21 protein-coding genes are annotated in these 19,601 nt (G+C 69.2%); all 21 read right to left on the minus strand.

Annotation, left to right across the window (positions count from 1 at the left end; genetic code table 11):
• Positions 1-21: 21 nt before the first annotated feature.
• Entirely contained in the window at positions 22-1,173 is a 1,152-nt protein-coding gene (locus DCN14_RS08175) for an acetyl-CoA C-acetyltransferase (RefSeq protein WP_096499569.1), read from the minus strand.
• Entirely contained in the window at positions 1,173-2,240 is a 1,068-nt protein-coding gene (locus DCN14_RS08180; RefSeq protein ID WP_096499571.1) for an acyl-CoA dehydrogenase, read from the minus strand. Before DCN14_RS08180 ends, DCN14_RS08175 begins: the two co-directional genes overlap by 1 nt.
• Before the next feature lie 33 nt (positions 2,241-2,273).
• A complete protein-coding gene (locus DCN14_RS08185; RefSeq protein WP_096499573.1) occupies positions 2,274-3,443 on the minus strand; it encodes an acyl-CoA dehydrogenase family protein in 1,170 nt (389 codons plus the stop codon).
• A complete protein-coding gene (locus DCN14_RS08190; protein WP_096499575.1) occupies positions 3,440-4,243 on the minus strand; it encodes an enoyl-CoA hydratase family protein in 804 nt (267 codons plus the stop codon). Before DCN14_RS08190 ends, DCN14_RS08185 begins: the two co-directional genes overlap by 4 nt.
• A 25-nt stretch (positions 4,244-4,268) precedes the next feature.
• The gene (locus DCN14_RS08195; RefSeq protein WP_096499577.1) at positions 4,269-5,381 is read right to left on the minus strand and encodes a nitronate monooxygenase; all 1,113 of its coding nucleotides are present in this window, start codon (positions 5,379-5,381) and stop codon (positions 4,269-4,271) included.
• The gene (locus DCN14_RS08200) at positions 5,378-6,295 is read right to left on the minus strand and encodes an enoyl-CoA hydratase (RefSeq protein ID WP_096499579.1); all 918 of its coding nucleotides are present in this window, start codon (positions 6,293-6,295) and stop codon (positions 5,378-5,380) included. Before DCN14_RS08200 ends, DCN14_RS08195 begins: the two co-directional genes overlap by 4 nt.
• An 8-nt stretch (positions 6,296-6,303) precedes the next feature.
• Positions 6,304-7,101 (minus strand): ketoacid CoA transferase, encoded by a 798-nt coding sequence (locus DCN14_RS08205; protein ID WP_096499581.1) that lies wholly within the window; start codon positions 7,099-7,101, stop codon positions 6,304-6,306.
• 10 nt (positions 7,102-7,111) lie between these two features.
• Entirely contained in the window at positions 7,112-8,005 is an 894-nt protein-coding gene (locus DCN14_RS08210; RefSeq protein WP_096499583.1) for a CoA-transferase, read from the minus strand.
• A gap of 9 nt (positions 8,006-8,014) precedes the next feature.
• The gene (locus DCN14_RS08215) at positions 8,015-8,911 is read right to left on the minus strand and encodes a VOC family protein (RefSeq protein ID WP_096499585.1); all 897 of its coding nucleotides are present in this window, start codon (positions 8,909-8,911) and stop codon (positions 8,015-8,017) included.
• A gap of 199 nt (positions 8,912-9,110) precedes the next feature.
• Complete coding sequence (locus tag DCN14_RS08220) at positions 9,111-9,527, minus strand: type II toxin-antitoxin system VapC family toxin (RefSeq protein ID WP_172441857.1); 417 nt, start codon at positions 9,525-9,527, stop codon at positions 9,111-9,113.
• Positions 9,514-9,750, minus strand: coding sequence for a DNA-binding protein (locus tag DCN14_RS08225; RefSeq protein WP_014899176.1), 237 nt, complete (start codon positions 9,748-9,750; stop codon positions 9,514-9,516). The genes DCN14_RS08220 and DCN14_RS08225 overlap by 14 nt, the downstream gene beginning before the upstream one ends.
• A gap of 349 nt (positions 9,751-10,099) precedes the next feature.
• Complete coding sequence (locus DCN14_RS08230; RefSeq protein WP_096499589.1) at positions 10,100-10,753, minus strand: hypothetical protein; 654 nt, start codon at positions 10,751-10,753, stop codon at positions 10,100-10,102.
• Between the two features lie 855 nt (positions 10,754-11,608).
• Positions 11,609-11,932: a DUF1634 domain-containing protein gene (locus DCN14_RS08235; RefSeq protein ID WP_096499591.1), complete on the minus strand. Its 324-nt coding sequence runs from the start codon at positions 11,930-11,932 to the stop codon at positions 11,609-11,611.
• Entirely contained in the window at positions 11,929-12,780 is an 852-nt protein-coding gene (locus DCN14_RS08240; protein ID WP_096499593.1) for a sulfite exporter TauE/SafE family protein, read from the minus strand. Before DCN14_RS08240 ends, DCN14_RS08235 begins: the two co-directional genes overlap by 4 nt.
• Positions 12,781-12,793: 13 nt before the next feature.
• The gene (locus tag DCN14_RS08245; protein ID WP_096499595.1) at positions 12,794-13,537 is read right to left on the minus strand and encodes a GntR family transcriptional regulator; all 744 of its coding nucleotides are present in this window, start codon (positions 13,535-13,537) and stop codon (positions 12,794-12,796) included.
• 62 nt (positions 13,538-13,599) lie between these two features.
• Entirely contained in the window at positions 13,600-14,373 is a 774-nt protein-coding gene (locus tag DCN14_RS08250; protein WP_096499597.1) for an SDR family oxidoreductase, read from the minus strand.
• A 32-nt stretch (positions 14,374-14,405) separates the two neighbouring features.
• Complete coding sequence (locus DCN14_RS08255; protein ID WP_096499599.1) at positions 14,406-15,992, minus strand: FadD3 family acyl-CoA ligase; 1,587 nt, start codon at positions 15,990-15,992, stop codon at positions 14,406-14,408.
• A gap of 46 nt (positions 15,993-16,038) precedes the next feature.
• Positions 16,039-17,082, minus strand: coding sequence for a ferredoxin--NADP reductase (locus DCN14_RS08260; protein WP_096499601.1), 1,044 nt, complete (start codon positions 17,080-17,082; stop codon positions 16,039-16,041).
• A gap of 10 nt (positions 17,083-17,092) precedes the next feature.
• Positions 17,093-17,272, minus strand: a complete 180-nt coding sequence (locus tag DCN14_RS08265; RefSeq protein WP_096499603.1) for a hypothetical protein — start codon at positions 17,270-17,272, stop codon at positions 17,093-17,095.
• Between the two features lie 51 nt (positions 17,273-17,323).
• Positions 17,324-17,842, minus strand: coding sequence for a flavin reductase family protein (locus tag DCN14_RS08270; RefSeq protein ID WP_096499605.1), 519 nt, complete (start codon positions 17,840-17,842; stop codon positions 17,324-17,326).
• Positions 17,842-19,599: an FAD-dependent oxidoreductase gene (locus DCN14_RS08275; RefSeq protein WP_096499607.1), complete on the minus strand. Its 1,758-nt coding sequence runs from the start codon at positions 19,597-19,599 to the stop codon at positions 17,842-17,844. The genes DCN14_RS08270 and DCN14_RS08275 overlap by 1 nt, the downstream gene beginning before the upstream one ends.
• Positions 19,600-19,601 lie beyond the last annotated feature (2 nt).

A 19,601-nucleotide genomic window follows, 5' to 3' on the forward strand; every position in this document is an offset into this window, starting at 1 on the left:
GAGATCGTGAAAGTGACGCGCTCACAGGCGCTCGATGATCGTGACGTTCGCGAGACCGCCGCCTTCGCACATCGTCTGCAGTCCGTAGCGGCCGCCGGTACGCTCGAGTTCATGCAGCAGCGTCGTCATCAGCCGCGCGCCGGTCGCGCCGAGCGGATGGCCGAGCGCGATGCCGCCGCCGTTCGGATTGGTCTTCTCGTGCGGGAAGCGCGTGTCGGCGAGCCACGCCTGCGCGACCGACGCGAATGCCTCGTTCATCTCGACGACGTCGATCTGCGACCAGTCGAGGCCGGCCTTCTCGAGCGCGGCCTTGGTCGCCGGAATCGGTGCGGTCAGCATCCACAGCGGATCGTCGCCCAGCACGCTCAGGTGATGGATACGCGCGCGCGGCGTGAGGCCGTAGCGCTTCAATGCATCCTCCGACACGATCAGCAGCGCGGCGGCCGCATCGCAGGTCTGGCTCGCGACGGCAGCGGTCAGCGAGCCCCCCGGCGTCAGCGGTTCGAGCGTCGCCATCTTTTCCAGCGACGTGCCGGGGCGCGGCGTTTCATCGTGCAGCACGCCTTCGAGCGGCACGATTTCCCGCTTGAAATGCCCGGCCTCAATCGCCGCGAGCGCGCGGCGGTGGCTCTCCAGCGCATAGCGCTCCATCGCGTCGCGCGACAGGTTCCAGTGATCGGCAATGCGCTGCGCGGCGACGAACTGCGACACCGGCGCGTCGCCGAAGCGCGCGCGCCAGCCGGCGCTGCCCGAGAACGGGTCGGTGAAGCCGAGCGGCGCCGCGCAGGTCATCGCCGACGAGATCGGGATCTGCGTCATCGTCTGCACGCCGCCCGCGACGACGACGTCCTGCACGCCGCTCATCACGGCCTGCGCGGCGAAGTGCACCGCCTGCTGCGACGAGCCGCACTGGCGGTCGACCGTCACGCCCGGCACCTGCAGCGGCAGCCCCGCGGCAAGCCAGCAGGTGCGCGCGATGTTGCCCGCGAGCGGGCCGATCGTGTCGACGCAGCCGAACACCACGTCGTCGTAGTCATCGGCCGGGATCGCGTTGCGTTCGACGAGCGTCTTCAGCACGAAGCCGCCGAGGTCCGCCGCATGCACGTGCGCGAGCCCGCCCTTGCGGCGGCCTGTCGGCGTGCGCAGCGCGTCGACGATATAGGCTTGTTTCATCAGTTGGTTTCCTCGAAATCGAAGGTCTGCGCGGGGCCGATCGGCAACGCGTCGCCGAGGATCGCGTCGGCCACGCGGGCCCTGTGGAATGCGGTGTCGCCCCAGCTGCCGGACAGCGCCCAGATCCGCTTCATGAAGATCTGCAGATCGAGCTCCCACGTGTAGCCGATCGCGCCGTGCACCTGCATCGTGTGACGCGCGGCCAGTTGCGCGGCCGAGGTCGCCGCGAGTTTCGCGTGCGACACCAGCACGGCACGCTGCGGGTGATCGTCGGCGATCGCCTGCGCGGCGCGTGCCACCACCGGCCGCGCGAACTCGTAGCGGATCGCGACGTCGGCGAGCAGGTGCTTGAGCGCCTGGTACGAGCCGATCGCCTTGCCGAACTGCTTGCGCTGCGCGCTGTAGTCGATCGCGACGTCGAGCACGCGCTGCGTGAGACCGAGCAGCTGCGCCGCAACCTCGAACGCGCCGTGGTCGAGCGCGCGATCGAGCAGCGGCGCGGCTTCGTCGGCGCTCGCGATGCGGGTGGCCGCCGACGCTTCCCAGTCGAGCGTGAACAGGCGCCGCGACGGGTCGACGCTGTCGACCGCGCGCCACGCGCATTGCGCGGGATCGACGCGGTGCAGCTCGCCGCGGTGCTCGCACAGCAGCGTTTGCGCGACGTGCACGTCGGCCGCATACGGGTTCACCGGATGCACGAGCGCGACGCGCGCGCGCCCTTCGGCGATGTCGCGCAGCAGCGCGTCGCGCCAGCCGCTCGCAGGCAGCCGCGCGAGCACGCCGGCCGACACGAGCGCCGTTTCCAGCAACGGCTCGGGGCTGCCGAAGTAGCCGTAGGTCTGCGCGAGCAGCGCCCATTCGACTTCGGTCAGACCGAGGCCGCCGTGCGCTTCGGGCACCGACACGGCGGTCAGCCCCTGCGACGCGAACAGCGACCACAGCGCGTCGGAGCGGCCCGTCGGCGTGGCCCACAGCTCGCGGATCAGCTCGGGCGTCATCTCGGTCATCAGCAGGCGCTTCACGCTGTCCGCGAGCGCTTCCTGGTCTTCATCGAATACGAAATCCATACGATGTCCGTTCAGTGAGTGTCGCCGGCGCGCTTACGCGCGCGGCATGCCGAGCATCCGTTCGGCGACGATGTTGCGCTGGATCTCGTTGGTGCCCGCGTAGATCGGGCCGGCCTGCGCGAACAGGAAACCGTCGAGCCAGTGGCCGAGCGTGGCGTGCTGCGCGGCCGTCCGCGGGACGACCTCGCCGTGCGCGCCGAGGATGTCGAGCGCGGTCTGGTGCATCCGCAGGTCGAGTTCCGACCAGAACACCTTGTTGGTGCTCGACTCCGCGCCGATATGGCCGCCCTTGAGCAGCCGGCTCGCGGTCGCGTAGGTCGACAGCGCGTAGGCCTGTGCGTCCATCCACGCGGACACCACGCGCTCGCGCAGCGTCGGGTCGCGATCCGCGCTGTCGCGGTGCGCGAGATACAGGTCGCGCAGCGCCTGCGCGGTGCGCTGGAAGCGCGCGGGCGAACGCAGCATCAGCCCGCGCTCGAAGCCGGCCGTCGCCATCGCGACCTGCCAGCCCGCGCCTTCGGCCGCGAGGCGGTTCTCGACCGGCACGCGCACGTCGTCGAAGAAGATTTCCGCGAAACCCGTCTGCCCGTTCAACTGGCGGATCGGCCGCACCGTGATGCCCGGCGTCGACAGCGGCACCATCAGGAACGTGAGGCCGTGGTGACGCGACGATTCGGGGTCGCTCCTGAACAGCCCGAACAGCCAGTCGGCCCACACCGCGCGGGTCGACCAGATCTTCTGGCCGTTGAGCACGTATTCGTCGCCGATACGGATCGCGGTGGTGCGGATCGCGGCCATGTCCGAGCCCGCGTTCGGCTCCGACCAGCCCTGCGCCCACACGTGCTCGCCCGCCGCCATCGCGGGCAGGAAGCGCGCCTTCTGCGCATCGGTGCCGAAATCCATCAGCGTCGGCCCGAGCAGGAAGATGCCGTTCTGGTTCACGCGCATCGGTGCGTCCGCGCGCCAGTACTCTTCCTCGAAGATCAGCCACTCGATCAGGTCGCAGCCGCGCCCGCCCAGCTCGCGCGGCCACGTGACCATGCTCCAGCGGCCCGAGTGCAGCGTGCGCTCCCATTCGCGGTGCGCGGCGAAACCTTCTTCCGTATCGAAGCTCGGCAGCCGCTCGCGCGGCACGTGCGCGGCGAGCCATGCGCGGATTTCCGCGCGGAACGCCTGTTGCTGCGGTGTATAGGCGAGTTTCATTCGCGTGCCTCCTCGGCCTGCGCGTCGAACTGCGCGTCGCGCTTCTCGACGAACGCGGCACGCGCCTCCGTCGAGTCGTTCGTCATGTACGCCTGCAGCGTGAAACCCTGCTCCCAGCGGTACTTGTCCTCGAGATCGCCGTCCTCGACGCCGTTGAGCGCCTCCTTCGCGAGCCGCACCATCGCCGGGCTCTTCGCCGCGATCCTGCGGGCGATCGCGAGCGCCGCGTCGCGCAGCGCGTCGCGCGTCACGACCTGCTCGAGCGCGCCGAGCCGGTACGCTTCGGCCGCGTCGATCATCTCGCCGGTGAAGTACATCGCGCGCACCTTCTGCACGCCGAACAGCCGCTGCAGATGCGCGCCGCCGCCCATCGCGCCGCGGTCGATCTCGGGCACGCCGAAGCGCGCGCAATCGGCCGCGACGACGATGTCCGCCGCACCGCAGATGCCGATCCCGCCGCCGAGCACGAAACCGTGCACGGCCGCGATCACCGGCTTCGGGTTGCGGTGCACCGCGCGGAACGTCTCGTGGTTGCCGGCGTTGACCGGCACGATCCGCTCCGGATGCGCGGCCAGCTCCTTGATGTCGACGCCCGCGCAGAAACCGCGGCCTTCTCCGCGCACGACGATCACGCGCACGTCGTCATCGCTGCCGAGCGCGTCGAGCGCACGCGCGAGCGCATGCCAGCCTTGCGCGTCGAGCGCGTTCACGGGCGGATGGGCGATCACCAGTTCGGCGATGCCGTCGGCGCGCTCGATCCGGAACGGCATCGCGCCGCCCGGTTGATTGGATGCTGTCATCTCCAAAGCCTCCCTGTGATGTTTTTTACGCAGCCTGTGCCGCTGCCGCGCCGCGCAATGCGGCCAGCGCATCGAGCCGTTCGCCGGCTTCCGCGACGATCCGCGCGATCAGCGCGTCGCACGATTCGATCGCGCCGATCATCGCGGCCGCCTGGCCGCTCGGCAGCACGCCTTCGTCCGGACGCCCGTCGACGATCGCGCGCTGGATCAGGAACGGCGCGTTCGCGGCCATCAGCGTCTGGCTCGCCGTGTAGTCGTGCGAGCGCAGCGCCTTGATCGCGAGGCCGAGCATGTCCGTCGTGCCCAGCCCGTTCTGGCGGCGCCACGCGTCGGCAGTTTTCAGCGCGAACCACGTGCGACGCAGCGGGCCGAAGCGTTCGAGCTTCAGCAGATACGGGTTGTCGATCATCCGTTGCGGCAGCCCGTCGAGCGCGTCTGACACGCGGATGCGTGCCGGATCGCCAACCGCGACGTAGCGTTCGAGCGTCGCTCGCGGCACCGGCGATTCGGCGCTCATCAGGAAACGCGTGCCCATCGCGATGCCGGCCGCGCCGTAGGCCAGCGCGGCAGCCAGCCCGCGCCCGTCGAAGAAGCCGCCGGCCGCGACCACCGGCACCCGTACCGCGTCGAGCACCTTCGGCAGCAGCAGCGTGGTCGGCACCGAGCCCGTGTGGCCGCCGCCTTCCGCGCCCTGCACCGTCACGATGTCCGCGCCGAGCTCGACCGCCTTCGCCGCATGCTTCGGCGCGCCGACGGTCGGCATGCAGACGATGCCGGCGTCCTTGAAGCGGCGGATCGTCTTCGCGTCCGGCCCGCGGCCGTAGCTCACTGCACGCAGCTTGTGCTTGATCGCCAGTTCGACGACCTGCTGCGCGTTCTTCTGAAACATGTGGAAATTGATGCCGAACGGCTGGTCCGTCAGCGCCTTCACCTTCAGGATCTCGGCCTCGACCTGCTCGGGTTCGAGCGTCGCGCCCGCGAGGAAGCCGAAGCCGCCCGCGTTCGCGGTCGCCGCGACGAGCCGCGCGTCGGCCACCCAGCCCATCGCGGTCTGCACGATCGGGTAGCGGCAGCCGAGCAGGTCACACAGCGGCGTATGCAGCGGGCTGTGGAGCGGGCTTCGAAGCGTCGTGCTCATGCGGCGGCTCCGTTGACGGCGGCCGGTGCGGCTTCGCCCTGATTCTCGTCACCCGTCTTGCGCTGCGAGCTGGCCATCTTGCGCGCGTCGTACCCGCCGAGGCGGTCGCCGCTCACCAGTTCGTTGTGCGCATGCGCGAAGTGATGCCACGCGAATGCCGCGTCCATCGCCGCGCGCTTGCCCTGCAGTTCCTCGACGTGGTTCAACGCCTGCTTGGTCAGCGTGAGGCCGAGGCGCGGCATCGTCGCGATCTTCGCGGCGATCGCGTAGGTCGCGTCGCGCAGCCGCTCGCGCGGCACCACGCGGTTGACCATCCCCATTTGGTACGCGCGCTCGGCCGGCATCCGCTCGCCGAGAAACAGGAATTCCTTCGCGATGCGCGGGTTCAGCTCGTACGCATGCGCGAAATACTCGACGCCCGGAATCCCCATCCGCACGACCGGGTCGGCGAAGAACGCATCCTCCGACGCGACGATCAGGTCGCACACCCACGCGAGCATCAACCCGCCCGCGATGCACGCGCCATGCACCATCGCGATGGTCGGCTTCGGCAGATCGCGCCAGCGCCGGCACATCCCGAGATACACCTCCTGCTCGCGTGCGTAGAGGAATTCGCCGCCTTCCTTGTCGACGTGGTCGTACCACAGCGACGCGCGGTCGAACGACTCGTGGATGTCGCGGCCCGGCGTGCCGATGTCGTGGCCCGCCGAGAAATGCTTGCCGGCGCCCGCGAGCACGATCGCCTTCACCGCGTCGTCGTGCGCCGCGCGCCGGAACGCCGCGTCGAGCGCATAGGTCATCTTCGAGTTCTGCGCGTTGTGATACTCGGGACGGTTCATCGTGATCGTCGCGATGCCGTCCTCGACCGCGTAGTCGACGACACCGTCGCCGAACGTCATCTGGGTCGCTTCCATGTCGGACCTCATCCGCGGCGCGGCGCCGGGTTGTTGCGCACGATCGTCGCGCGCAGGTTGTGAGGGTCGAGCGCACGCACGATGCGCAGGTCTTCCGCGCCCGGTGCAGCCGTCGTGCCGAGTGCCGGATGCGCGACCAGCGGGAAGCCCGTCGCGTCCTGCACCTCGTCGAAGCTCACGCCCGGATGCAGCGAGCGCACGCGGATCGCGTGGTCCGGCCCGCCGAAATCCATCACGCACAGGTCGGTGACGATGCTGCGCAGGTCGACGAAGGTCTTCATCCCCGGCAGCCGGCGCGCCGGGTTGTAGCCGACCGTGCACACCATGTCGACTTCGCCTTCGACGAACGTGCGCTTGCCGTGACCGCTGACGAAGAACGAGTTCGCGTGGTTCGTCGAGTTGCCGGGAAAGCCGCGTGCGCCGAGCAGTTGGGTTTTCGGGCGCGCATAGTCGTCGCCGAGCCACGAGATGTTCGCCTGGCCGAAGCGGTCGATCTGCGTCGGCATCACGAGCGCATGGCGGCGGCCGTGCCACAGGCAGTCGAACACGCGTTCGTAGGTCATCCAGCCGCTCGCCTTCACGCGATAGCCGTCTGGACGGGCCCCAAGCGGAACCGGCTCCTCGACGAGATACGCTTCGCCGTCGGTCAGCATCAGCCCGTTGTTGTACGCGAGCCGCGCGAGGCCGGCCGCGAGCCGCGGGCCCGTGCCGATGCCGGTCGCCAGCACTTCGCCGTCGTCGCGCCAGAGTCGCGCGGACGCGACGATCATCAGTTCCGCGAGGGAATGGTCGAGAGATTCGCTCACAGGCGCTCCTTTACAGAATCGGCAACGGCAACGTCGTCACATGCGACAGCCCGCCGACGCCTTCGAGGTACCGGCGTTCGTCCTGGCCGACCACGTCGCGCAGGTACGCCGCCGTCTTCGCATCGTCTTCCGCGCTCGCGCAGTACGCGCGCAGGTGCGGCAGGTCCCAGCCGTAGGCCGGCCCGCACGAGGTCGGGTGCGCGCCGCCCGGCGCGTGCACCACGCCCGTGACGAGCGAGCGCTCGAACGGGTTGCGGCGCGCGGCGTCGAGGTCGTCGCTCGCGAGCGATGCGTCGACCGTTTCCGCGGACACGTAGCAGCGCTTCGCCGCGCGTGCCATCCACGCGTCGAAGAACGGATCGGGGCCGTCGATGCGCGTGTTGCCCATCCGGTCGGCCGCGTTCGCGTGCAGCAGCGCAACGTCGAGTTCGATCGCCGGCATCGCGAGCAGCGTCTCGCCGTCGTCGTACGGCGATTGCACCGTGCGCAATTGCGGCGCGTGATCGAGCAGCGCGGTGCCGAGCCCGGCGCGCGTCGGCAGGAACGGCAGGCGTGCGGCGGCCGCGCGCAGGCCAAGCTGGAGCATCCCTTCGTCGAGTTCCAGCACGTCGACGCGCCCCTGTTCGCGAGCCCGGCGGAAATGCGGTTCGAGCGGGATCACGTCGAGCGACACGAAGCCGAACACCGCCTTGCGTACCTTGCCGGCCGCGCACAGCAGGCCGATGTCGGCGCCGCCGTACGCGACGATCGTCAGGTCCGTCAGGTTCGAGCGCGCGATCTCGCGCACCAATGCCATCGGCTTGCGCCGCGGCCCCCATCCGCCGATGCCGATCGTCATGCCGTCGGCGAGTTGCGCGACCACGTCGCGCGCGGACATCGTCTTGTCGAGAGGTTTCATCGTCATCGTGCTGGCTTACCGGTATCCGATGCTGAAGTCGTGGCCCCACTGGCTCACCTGGGTGGCCTCGAACACGGCGTGCTTCGACCAGTCGACCGTGAGGCCGCCGAAGCCGTATTCGAGATCGAAGCCGCCGGGGGTCTTCATGTAGAACGAGATCATCTGGTCGTTGCAGTGCCGGCCGAGCGTCGCCGACAGCTTCACGTCGTGCGCGGCAACCCGGTCGAGCGCGCGGCCGACTTCGTCCATCGAGTCGACTTCGGCCATCACGTGCACGCAGCCCGACGGCACCGCCATCTCGAACAGCGCGAGGCTGTGATGGCGCGCGTTGCGGCAGTGCATGAAGTGGATGCGCTTTTCGGGTTCGGCGGGATCGGGCGTGAACTTCACGCGGTAGATGTCGGACAGATCGAAGCCCAGCACGCCGCGCACGAACGCGTCGGTCGCGTCGAACTGCGGCGCGGGCAGCACCGCGTGGCCCAGGCCCATGTCGCCGGTGACGAAACGCGCGACGCCCAGCGGCGACGCGAAGCGGCGAAAGTCGCAGCGCGGGCCCCAGTACAGCTCGTGCCGGTTGCCCGACGGGTCGGTGCACCACGCCATCGCCTGCACGCGGCGCAGCGCGGCTTCGTTGCGCGTGGCGCGCACCGCTTCGACGCCCGCCCGCTGCAGCGCAGCCAGCGCGGCGTCGAACGCGGCGCCGTCGGGCAATTCCCAGCCCGATGCGAAATAGCGGTCGGTCGCGCCGGGGACGATCACGTAGCGGAAATCGCGCTCGTCCATCTTCAGGTACAGCGCGCCGTCGGGCGCGTCGAGCGCCTGCATGCCCAGCACGTCTTCGGCGTAGCGGCGCCACGCATCGACGCGGGTCGCCTCGACGACGACGTAGCCGAGTGCACGGACATCGATCATGTCGGCCTCCTCCAGGTTCAGAATCCGTTGTTCGTGAAAGGATTCTGGCCGCTCGGGGATGGCGTCACATCGTCTGTTGGGACGAGAGGCGGAGGGGAATCGGCGCGGTGCCGGCGCGCGCGAAAGCCCGGCTGAGCGGGCTACGCGCGACGAAGAAAGCGGAAGGCGGCGGGAGGTTGCCGCGCCGCGGCAACCCGGATCAGTCGAAAGGGTTCAGCAGCCGGACGCCGGTGCGGGCGAAATCGTCGACATTACGCGTGACGACCGTGAGATCGTTGATCAGCGCGGTGGCCGCGATCAGTTTGTCGAGTTCGTGGGTCGGATCGGGCACGCGCAGATGGCCCCACGTCTGGCTGGTCTCGATATCGACCGGCAGGATGTTCGACGCATAGCCGGACAGGATCATCGCCATCCAGGCCTCGAGCGCCGACGCCTGCTGGTGATCGCCGCGATGACGGATCAGATCGACGCCGCGCCGAAGTTCGGCCACCGTGACGACCGACAGGTAAAGCGGGCTCGCGTCGGCCTCGGCCTGCCGGAAGAATGCGCGCACGCCGCGGTTGGTTCGCTTGCCCTTTCTGATCTCGCTGATGACGTTCGTATCAATCAAAAACACGCCTGACCTCGCCGGAATCCTGAACACGTTGGAAATCCGCGTCTTCGCCGACGTCCGGCATGCTCATCAGCACCTGCGCGAATGTCCGTCGCTTCGGCCGGCCGAGCGCATCGGCCAGGATGGCCCGATGTTCGGCCTCGGCGCTCCTGCCGTTGGCCGCAGCCTGCTCGCGCAGGCTCTGAACGATACTGTCATCCACGTTACGCACCAGAAGATTTGCCATGGGTCCCTCCCTCCAGATTGCTATCAATGATAGCGTTTCGACGGTGAATTGCAAGCATTGCTATCATCGTCGCGACCGGAAGGAAGACGGTGGTCGGCGTTGGCCGGCGGCAGCGGACGGCATGAATCCGCCACCCTTCCGCCGCCGGCCCGACGCATCGAACTGCTGTGACACAAGGTAAGCGGAATCGACGCGGCAAAAAAGACGGCCGAATGGCCATTCACTGGCGGGGGCGGCCGAGACACGCGCATAACGTCCGGCGCGCAGCGCAACCCCACCCGCGCAGCCCGTCCGACGGCCGAGCCCGCACCCGACCGTCGCACGGCTACGCCGTAACAGCACGCACGGCTCAGAACCGGTACGAGATCCCGATCTGCAGGACCGGATACCACCGATAGCGCGACATCATATGGTTCAGGTCGTCGAGACCGCTGGCGACCAGGACCTGGCTCTTCTGTGGGCCGGCCGCGGCAGCGAGCGCCGGCGACAGCGTGTACGAACATCGCGGGATCCCGTATGCGACGCCCAGGTCGGCGACGAACCCCAACCCTTTCGATGCCGGCCGGTGCCCGTAGCCGATCCCGAAGTACGGCATCACGTCCGGATAGCGCGCCTGCGCGACGGCGTACATGCCGGGCAGTGCCGGATACCTCTTGCCGGCGAACACGTAGGTGCCGTTGGTCGGCACCGATACGCCGGTGATTTCGTCGTTGTTGAAGCGCAATCCGAGCGTCGCGCGAAAGCCGCTGCCGCGCCACGGAAAGATATCCGCGTACAGGCCGCCTTGCCGCAGCTTGAGATCGTCCTGATAGCGGTTGCCGGCCACCGAAAAATCACGCGACAGGGTGATCGCATTGAAATCCGCGTGTGCACCCAGCATCGAATTGAAGCTCACGGCCGCGCCGACCCCCACCCCTTGCGTGCCGCCCTGCAGGTAGATTTCCTGCGCGTGTGCGCTGGCCGCGAACAATACCGCCAGCGCTGCCCATTGGTTCACTGTCATTTTCACGAGCGTCTCCCCGACTCGCGCCGGGCGCGTCGCCCCGCCGCGTGCGGTCCTTTCCCGTCACGCGTGACGCGTCCCCCGGCACGACACCTCGCAAGCAAGCTTGCTGTTTGACGGATCGAACGCACACTGCCCTTCGTGTCGCCGATACGACGCATCACGCGTCCGACGCGACGGGCGTCACCCCGCGGCCCGATCCGATCCCCGTAGTTTCGATGTCGTTGCGTGCCGCTCCCGCGATACGTTCTTCTGGCCAGTCGCGGGTGGTACGAGCGGCACCGACCTCATCGCAATGCCTGTGCCATGCGGCACGAACCCGTGCGGGGCGGGCCTCTGCGTCAAACATCTGCACTTATGCGTAATCGAACTGGAGGAAATGTTTCAGGCGCGCATCGTTTTTTCGGCGCTTCGTCGCCGCACACGTGATTGGGGACATCCCGCAGCGAACGCCGCAACGCACGCCAGGCAAGCATGCGAGGTCGTCAACAGCTCCGCATCGCGGCGGTGTGCGGACGGGCGAGATGGCATGCATCGGGCGAAACGTTTCATCGACGTGACGTTGCGCAGGGTCGCGCGCGAGCGGGATGTGTGATTGCCTCGCGCGGATCAGGGGGAATACGGAGGGCGATGGACGGGCGTCACGCGATATCGGTAAAGACCCGACATGGATGTGTTCGCAACGATCGCCGAGATCGCTAAGATCCGGTCGGTACGTCGCGGAGCGTGTCCGCCGATGCTGGCGGGAGCGTTGTGGCTGATTGCGTGGGCGGTCAAGTGTGGCGCAGGCACCCGGCGACCGGGTCGGCTGCCGGGTGCGTTTTCCTGGCTGGATTCACGCCATGACGACGCCACTCACCCCCGCCCCCCAACCACCACCCCGCCCACGATGATCGCCAGCACGAGCATCGACAGCACCGCATAAATCCAGTCGCGCTCGCGCAGAAAAATCCCCGTCAGCAACGCGACGCGCATCACCGGCAGCAGAATAAACAACGCGACGCCGGCTTTCGCGAGCGCATAGCCGTCACGGCCGAGCACGCCGGCATCCGCCACCGGCCACCCCGCACCGAGCAGCATCCCGGCCGCAATCAGCCCGCACGCGCACACCGTGCCGTACCGGAGCAGCATCGCAACCGCCCGGTCGCGACGCTCGACATCATTGACGGCGCGCGTCATGCGGCACCTCCCGGTGCGTGAACGCCGAGCGCGCTCACGCACATCTCGACCGCGAGCAGCAACAGCACGACGACGAAAAAGACGCGCAGCTTGTCGGCCGGCAAACGGATCAGCATCCGCGCGCCGACGATCGCGCCGATCACCGAGCCGAGCGCAATCGGCCCGGCAAGACGGATATCGATGTCGCCGCGCGTGAAATAGGCGCCCGCGCTCGCGGCGGCCGTCACGCCGATCATGAAATTCGACGTGGCCGACGACACCTTGATGGGCAGCCGCAGCACCGTGTCCATCGCCGGAATCTTCAGCACGCCGGAGCCGATCCCGAGCAACGCGGAAATCAGCCCCGCGCCGTACATCAGCGCCATGCCGAACGGCACGCGTCCGACCTGGTAGCCGATATCTCGGCCGGACACGGGATCGGGAAAGCTCGCATGCAGACGCAACGCGCTGGCCCAGCTCGCGGCATCGGGCGGCCCGTCGACGACCGCGTCGTGCCGCCGCGCCAGCATCTGCTTCGCGGACACCACGAGAATGATCGCGAACAGCGCATACAGGAACGAAGCCGGCACGCGGCCGATCAGCAGCACGCCGGTGAGCGCGCCGAGCGTCGTCGCGGTTTCGAGCACGACCGCGAGCCGGACGTTGATCAGCCGCTCCGACAGGAACGACGCGGCGCCGCTGCACGAGCACGCGATCACCGACACGATGCTCGCGCCGATCGCGGTCTGGATATCGACGCCGAACAGCAGCGTGAGCAACGGCACGACGAAGATGCCGCTCGCCATCCCGAGCACGCCGCCGAGCGCACTGGCGCCGAACGCGGCAACGAACAACCACCACGCGTGCATGACGGCGCGCCCGTTACGATCGCTCGCCCGCGCGGCGGCTCAGCCGCGTGACGAAACGGATGAGGTCGCCGCGGTAATAGAGCCTCTCGAAGTCGACCGGCCGGTGCGCGTGCGTATGCGACGTCCGTTCGATCAGGAAGACGGGACTGCCGGGCGCGATCGACAGCGCCTGCGCGACGTCCGCCGGTGCGGCGACGGCTTCGAGCCGGTATTCGGCGTCGACGAGCGGCACGTCGTAGCGCTCCTCGAGCAACGAGAAGATCGGCTCGGCTTCCAGATCGTGCGCGACGATCTTCTCGCCGAGCGCGCGCGGCAGGTAGGTTTCGTCGAACGAGACGGCGACGCCGTCGGCCAGGCGCACGCGCCGGATCCGCATCACGTCGGTGCCGGGCGGCAACGCGAGCTGCCGCGCGACGGCGGCATCGGCTTCGACGATGTGCCGATCGACGAGCCGCGCGCTCGGCGTGCGGCCTAGCGCGTGCATGTCCTCGACGAAGCCGGTCAGTTCGGTCAATTCCTGCGTGATCTTCGGCTCGGCGACGAACGTGCCCTTGCCGCGCCGGATTTCGACGAGACCGCGCGCGACGAGGTTTTCGATCGCCTTGCGCACGGTCGTGCGGCTGACGCCGAACCGCTCGATCAGCCGCTCCTCGGGCGGAAGCTGGCTGCCCGGCGCCAGCGTGCTGGCCGAGATTTCCGAGGCCAGTGCGGCCTCGACCTGCGTATAAAGCGGCGCATTGCCGAAATCGGAGTTCATGGAAGACATCATGACGTCATGATGTCGTGATGTCAACCGCCGATCGGGCCTCGATAGACGGGCTATAACCCGTACCCACCGGAGACATTCAACTGCTGCCCGGTGACGTAATTCGCGCGATCCGACGCGAGAAACACCGCCGCGCGCCCGATGTCGTGCGCCTTCCCCCAGCGCTTGAGCGCGAGCATCTTCTGCGTCTCGTCGATCCACGTCTGGTCGAACTGCCCCTGTTCCATCAACACCGGAAACATCCCGGCCTCGATCACACCAACCAGGATCGAGTTCGCGCGAATCTCGTAGCGGCCCTCCTCGCGCGCGAGCCCTTTCACGAGCGCCTCGTTCGCGGCCTTCGGCGCGACCGACAGCCCGTCGCGATCGGGCCAGCGCAGATGGCCGGCCGAGCCGAGCGTGACGAACGACCCGCCGCCCGATGCGCGCAGATGCGGCAGCGCCGCCTTCGCCGCATTGAAGAAACCGACCGTCTCGACCTCGATCGCACGGCGCCAGTCGTCGTGCGTCATGTCGCCGATATGGCGCTGGTTCACGAACGGGCCGGCCGCCCACACGATCGTGTGCACGCGGCGATGCGCTTCGATTGCGGCGGCGAGCGCCGCCTCGACCTGCGCGGGGTCGGTCACGTCCGCACGATGCGTGCTGACCGCGACGCCCTCGCCGCGAATGTCGCGCGCGACGCGCTCGGCGACGTCGGCCTTGCTGCGATAGCCGAGCGCGACCGGCACGCCGGCGCGCGCGAACTCGAGCGCCACACCCTGCCCGATCCCGCCGCTGCCGCCGAACACCAGCACCGCGCCCCGCGGAAATCCGTTGTCGTTCATCCGTTCCCCCCGTTGATGTGTCGCGGCGCCGTTCAGGCCGCCGCTTCGGTAATCGCACGCAGCCGGTACTTCAGCACCTTCCCGGCCGCGCTCGTCGGCAGTTGTTCGACGAACGTGAAGCGCCGCGGCACCTTGTAGTTCGCCATGTTGCGGCGTGCCCAGTCGTTCAGTTGCTCCGCGTCGGCATGCGCGCCGGGACGCAGCACGACGTACGCATGGCCGACCTCGCCGAGCCGCGTGTCGGGCACGCCGACCAGCGCGACCTGCGCGATCGCCGGATGCGCGGCGAGCAGCCGCTCGATCTCGGCCGGATAGCAGTTGAAGCCGCCGACGATGAACATGTCCTTGATCCGGTCGGTGATCTTCAGGTTGCCATGCGCGTCCACGCAGCCGAGGTCGCCGGTGTGCAGCCAGCCGTCCGCGTCGACAGTTTCGCGCGTCGCGTCGGGCTGGTTGAAGTAGCCGCGCATCACGTTGTAGCCGCGCACCCAGATCTCGCCGGTCTCGTCCGGGCCGAGCGCCGTGCCGCCGGGCCCGGCGATGCGCAGTTCGACGTCCGGCATCGGCCGGCCCGACGTATGGGCAACCGTCGCCGCATCGTCGCCATGACGGCACAGCGTCGCGAAGCCGCACGACTCGGTGAGCCCGTAGCCGGTCAGCACCGTCTCGAAGCCGAGCTCCGCGCGCATCCGCTCGATCAGGCTCGGCGCGATCGCGGCCGCGCCCGTCACCGCAATGCGCAGCGACGACAGGTCGCGCGTCGCACGATCGGGCGCATCGAGCAGCGCGTAGTACAGCGTCGGCGGCCCGGGCAGCACGGACACGCGCTCGTCGGCCACGCGCCGCAACACGTCGGCCGGCTCGAACACCAGATGCGGCAGCACGGTCGCGCCGCTCGACAGCGCGGCGAGCCAGCCGGCCTTGTAGCCGAACGTATGGAAGAACGGATTGACGATCAGGTAGCGGTCGTCGTGACGCACGCCGGCGATCGTCGCCCACGCCTGCGCGGCGCGCAGGTTCTGCCCGTGCGCGGTCATCACGCCTTTCGGGCGGCCGGTCGTGCCGGACGTGAACATCAGATCCATCACGGTGTCGGGCGTCACCCGCGCCTCGCGCTCGCGCACCGCGGCGATCGATATCGCCGCGCCGCGCGCGAGGAACGCGTTCCAGGTTTCGTCGTGCGTGCCGGACGGCGGCTCGCCGTCGAACACGACGACGCGCTCGAGCGTCGCGGGCCGATGCGGCGCGAGCATCGCCGGATAGGATTCGCCGAGGAACGTGCCGCAGCAGAACAGGAGCCGCGCACCGCCATCGTGCAGGATGCCGCCGACCTCCATGCCCTTCATCCGCGTGTTGACCGGCACGAGGATCGCGCCGACGGTATGGATCGCCAGCGCCGCGACGATCCATTCCGGCAGGTTCGGCGCCCACACCGCGACCCGGTCGCCGGCATCGATGCCGCTCGCGAGCAGCGCGCGCGCCGCTTCGAGGCGGGCGGCGTCGAGCTCCGCATAGGTGAGCCGGCCGTGCGCCGATTCGATCGCCGGATGCGCGCCGTGGCGCGCGGCAGCCCGTGCGATCAGCGCGGGCGTCGTCAGGATTTCGTTGTCCATCGTCATCAGAATCGCAACAGGGTTGCCGGGCACGCCGTCGGCATGCCGCGGCTCAATCGGGGAACACCACGCGCAGCGCGTCGCTCGCGGGCCGTGCGCAGCAGGCAAGCGTCCAGCCGGCCGCGATCTCGTCGTCGTCGAGCACGTGGTTGCCGTCGAGCGCCACCTCGCCGCGCTCGATTCGGCACATGCACGCGCCGCACTGCCCCATCCGGCAGGAATTCGGTGCGGGCACGCCGGCGCGCAGCATCGCGTCGAGCAGCGTTTCGCCGGGCGCGCTGTCGAACGTGAACGCGTCGCCGTCGAGCACCGTCTCGATCGCCGCGCCGTCACCGGGCTCGGCGGCCGCGGCCGACGAAGCCGACGCCGGCGCATCGGGCAGCGACGCGAAGCGCTCGACATGCACGCGCGAGCGCGGCAGCCCGAGGCCGAGCATCGCGGCAAGCGCGTTCTCCATGAACAGCGCGGGCCCGCAGATGAACGTCTCCTGCTGGCTGAACGGCCGCGCGAGCTCTTCGAGATGCCGCTGCTGCGGCACGCCCTGCACGCTGTCGAGCCAGTGGATCACGCGCAGCCGGCCCGGATGGCGATGCGCGAGCTGCTGCAGCTCGTCGCGGAAAATCACCGAGCGCTCGTCGCGGTTCGCATAGATCAGCGTCAGCATCCCGCGCCCGTGCACGAGCGCCGATTTCAGGATCGACAGCACCGGCGTGATGCCGCTGCCGCCCGCGAACAGCAGCAGGTCGCCGTCGAGCGTGCGCGGCGTGAATACGCCCGCCGGCGGCAGCACGTCGAGCACATCGCCCGCACGGATGCGGTCGCACAGCCAGTTCGACGCACGGCCGTCGCGCACGCGCTTGACGGTGATCTTCGGCGCGGCGTCGATGCCCGGCGCGCTCGACAACGAGTAACAGCGTGCGACGGCCGCATCCGCGCACGGCACGTTCAGCGTCAGGAACTGGCCGGGCCGGTACGCGAACGCGTCGCGCAACGCGGCAGGCACGTCGAACACGAACGAGCACGCGTCGTCGCTTTCGGCAATCACGTCGGCAACGGTCAGCCGGTGGAAACGGGAATCGATCGGGGTAGTGCTCATCGCCGGTTCCTCATGCCACGCCGGTATCGTGCCGGCCCGCTTCGCGCGCGGCGGCCTGCGCCGGATTCGACGCGAGCGCCGGCGCGATGCACGCGAATGCGTTCAGCACGTGCGCTGCCGCGCCGCCGATCCGCTGCACAAGCTCGCGCACGATCGTTGTGTCCGCATCGTTCTCGATGCCACGCTTCATGGTGCATGTCATGGGTCGCCTCTTTCCGGTGCGGTTAAACACGCGCCGCCGTCACGCGGCCACGCGGCTCGCGGGCGCGCCGGGCGTCGTGTACGCACCGTCGAGATAGACGAGCGGATCGACGTCGCCGGTCATCAGCACCTCGCGGATCCGGCCGATGAACACCGTATGCGTGCCGTATTCGAAGCGGCCGTCCTGCTCGCACACGAGGCTCGCCTGTGAGTCGTGCAGATACGGGACGCCGAGCGGCGACGTATGCCAATCGCCGGTCGTGAAGCGCGCCTCGCCCTTCAGGCGACCGCTGCAGTCGATCGCGATGCCTTCATGACGCGCGGACAGCACGTTCACGCAGAACGGCGCGCCCGCATCGAGCGGCGGATACAGCGACGCGCTGCGGTTGATGCAGATCAGCAGCGACGGCGGATCGGTCGACAGCGAATCGACCGCCGTCGCGGACATCGAGTAGCGCCGGCCGGCGTGCGCGCTGCTGATGACCGTGACGGAGCGCGCGAGGCGGCGCATCGCGAGCAGCATGTCGGTGCGCAGCGGATGGGTAGTGAGATCGCTCATCATTGGACTCCGTCAAGTTCAGTCGTGGACGGCCGGGCTGTCTGGCCGCCGGCGTCGGCCGCTTGCGCGGCCAGGTGGTCGGCGGCGATGAACCCGAAGGTCATCGCCGGACCGAGCGTCGAGCCCGCGCCGGGGTAGCTCGCGCCCATCACCGAGGCACTGGTGTTGCCGATCGCGTAGAGGCCGTCGATCGGCGCACCGTCGGCGCGCAGCACGCGCGCATGCGCGTCGGTGACCAGCCCGCCTTTCGTGCCGATGTCGCCCGCGTCGATCCGCACCGCGTAGAACGGCGCTTCGTCGACCGGCCCGAGGCACGGATTCGGCTGGTTTTTCGGATCGCCGTAGTACGTGTCGAACAGGTTGTCGCCCTTGCCGAACGCTTCGTCGATGCCGGTGGCCGCATAGCGCGCCATGTCGCGCAGCGTGTCATGCAGCCCCGCCGCATCGACGCCGATCCGCGCGGCGAGCGCGTCGATCGTGTCGGCCTTCACGAGCACGTCGCGGAAGGCGTCCGGAATGCGCGCGTCGGGCATCATCGACGCCGGCATGATCGGCCCGCACGGATACTTGCGGCGAAAGCGCGCGTCGAACACCATCCACGCCGGCACGCATGCGCCGGTGCGCGCATGGTCGCGATACATCGCCGGCACGAATTCCGAATACGGCGCGGCTTCGTTGACGAAGCGCTTGCCGAGGCCGTTGACGATCACGCAGCCCGGCAGGTTGCGTTCGACGAACAGCGCGCGCTGCTTCTCCTCGCCCGCGACGCCGACCGTCGGCGCGCCCCACACGTGCGCCATCAGCGCGAGCGCGCCGCCGAGCCGGTGGCCTTCGGCGATCGCGTCGCCGGTGTTGGCCGGCGGCGTCGCGCTCCACTGCATCCGGGTCGGTTGCGGCAGGTAGCGTTCGCGCATCGGCTGGTTGCGCTCGAAGCCGCCCGCGCCGAGGATCACGCCACGGCGCGCCGCGATCGTCACCGGCTGGCCGAAGCGCTGTACGCGCACGCCCGTCACGCGGCCGTCGGCGTCGAGCAGGTCGCGCATCGGCGTGTCGAGCCACACCGGCACGTTGCGTTCGAGCAGCGCGCGGCGCAGCCCGCCGATCAGCGCGTTGCCGAGCGTGAGGCGCCGGTCGCGCCGCGTGCGGCGGCGCACGCCGACATCGAGCCAGTAGCGGCCGAACTGCGCGATCGCGAGCTTCATGAAGCCCGGCCCGCGCGAGAACAGCGTATGCGCCTCCTTCGACGTCACCGCGACGCGGCCGCCGATCAGCGTGCCGGGCGACGGCGGCCGCAGCCGGTCGAGCTCGTCGCCGAGCAGCGCGCCGTCGAACGGCAGCGGATCGAGCGCGCGATAGCCGGGCATCGCCCCCGGCAGCTTCTGGAAATAATCCGCGTACTTCGGCAGCGCCTGGTAGCGCACCGGCGTCTTCGCTTCCAGGTAGCGCAGCATCTCGGGCGCCTGGTCGAGATAGGCATCGAGCCTGTCGGGCGACGACGCGCCGGCCGTGCATGCGTCGAGATAGCGGCGCGCGGCCTCGCGCGTATCGGTCGCGCCGAGTTCGGCGATATGGTGGTTGCACGGTATCCAGATGCCGCCGCCCGACACCGCCGACGTGCCGCCGTATAGCGCCGTCTTCTCGATCACGACGACGGACAGCCCGCGGTCGGCCGCGCGGCATGCCGCGAGCAGCGCGCCCGCGCCGGAGCCGACGACCACGACGTCGAACACGTATTGCTGCGCTTGCGTGTCGTTCATCG

The organism is Burkholderia sp. IDO3 (assembly GCF_003366075.1).
GTDB classification, from domain to species: Bacteria; Pseudomonadota; Gammaproteobacteria; order Burkholderiales; family Burkholderiaceae; genus Burkholderia; species Burkholderia anthina.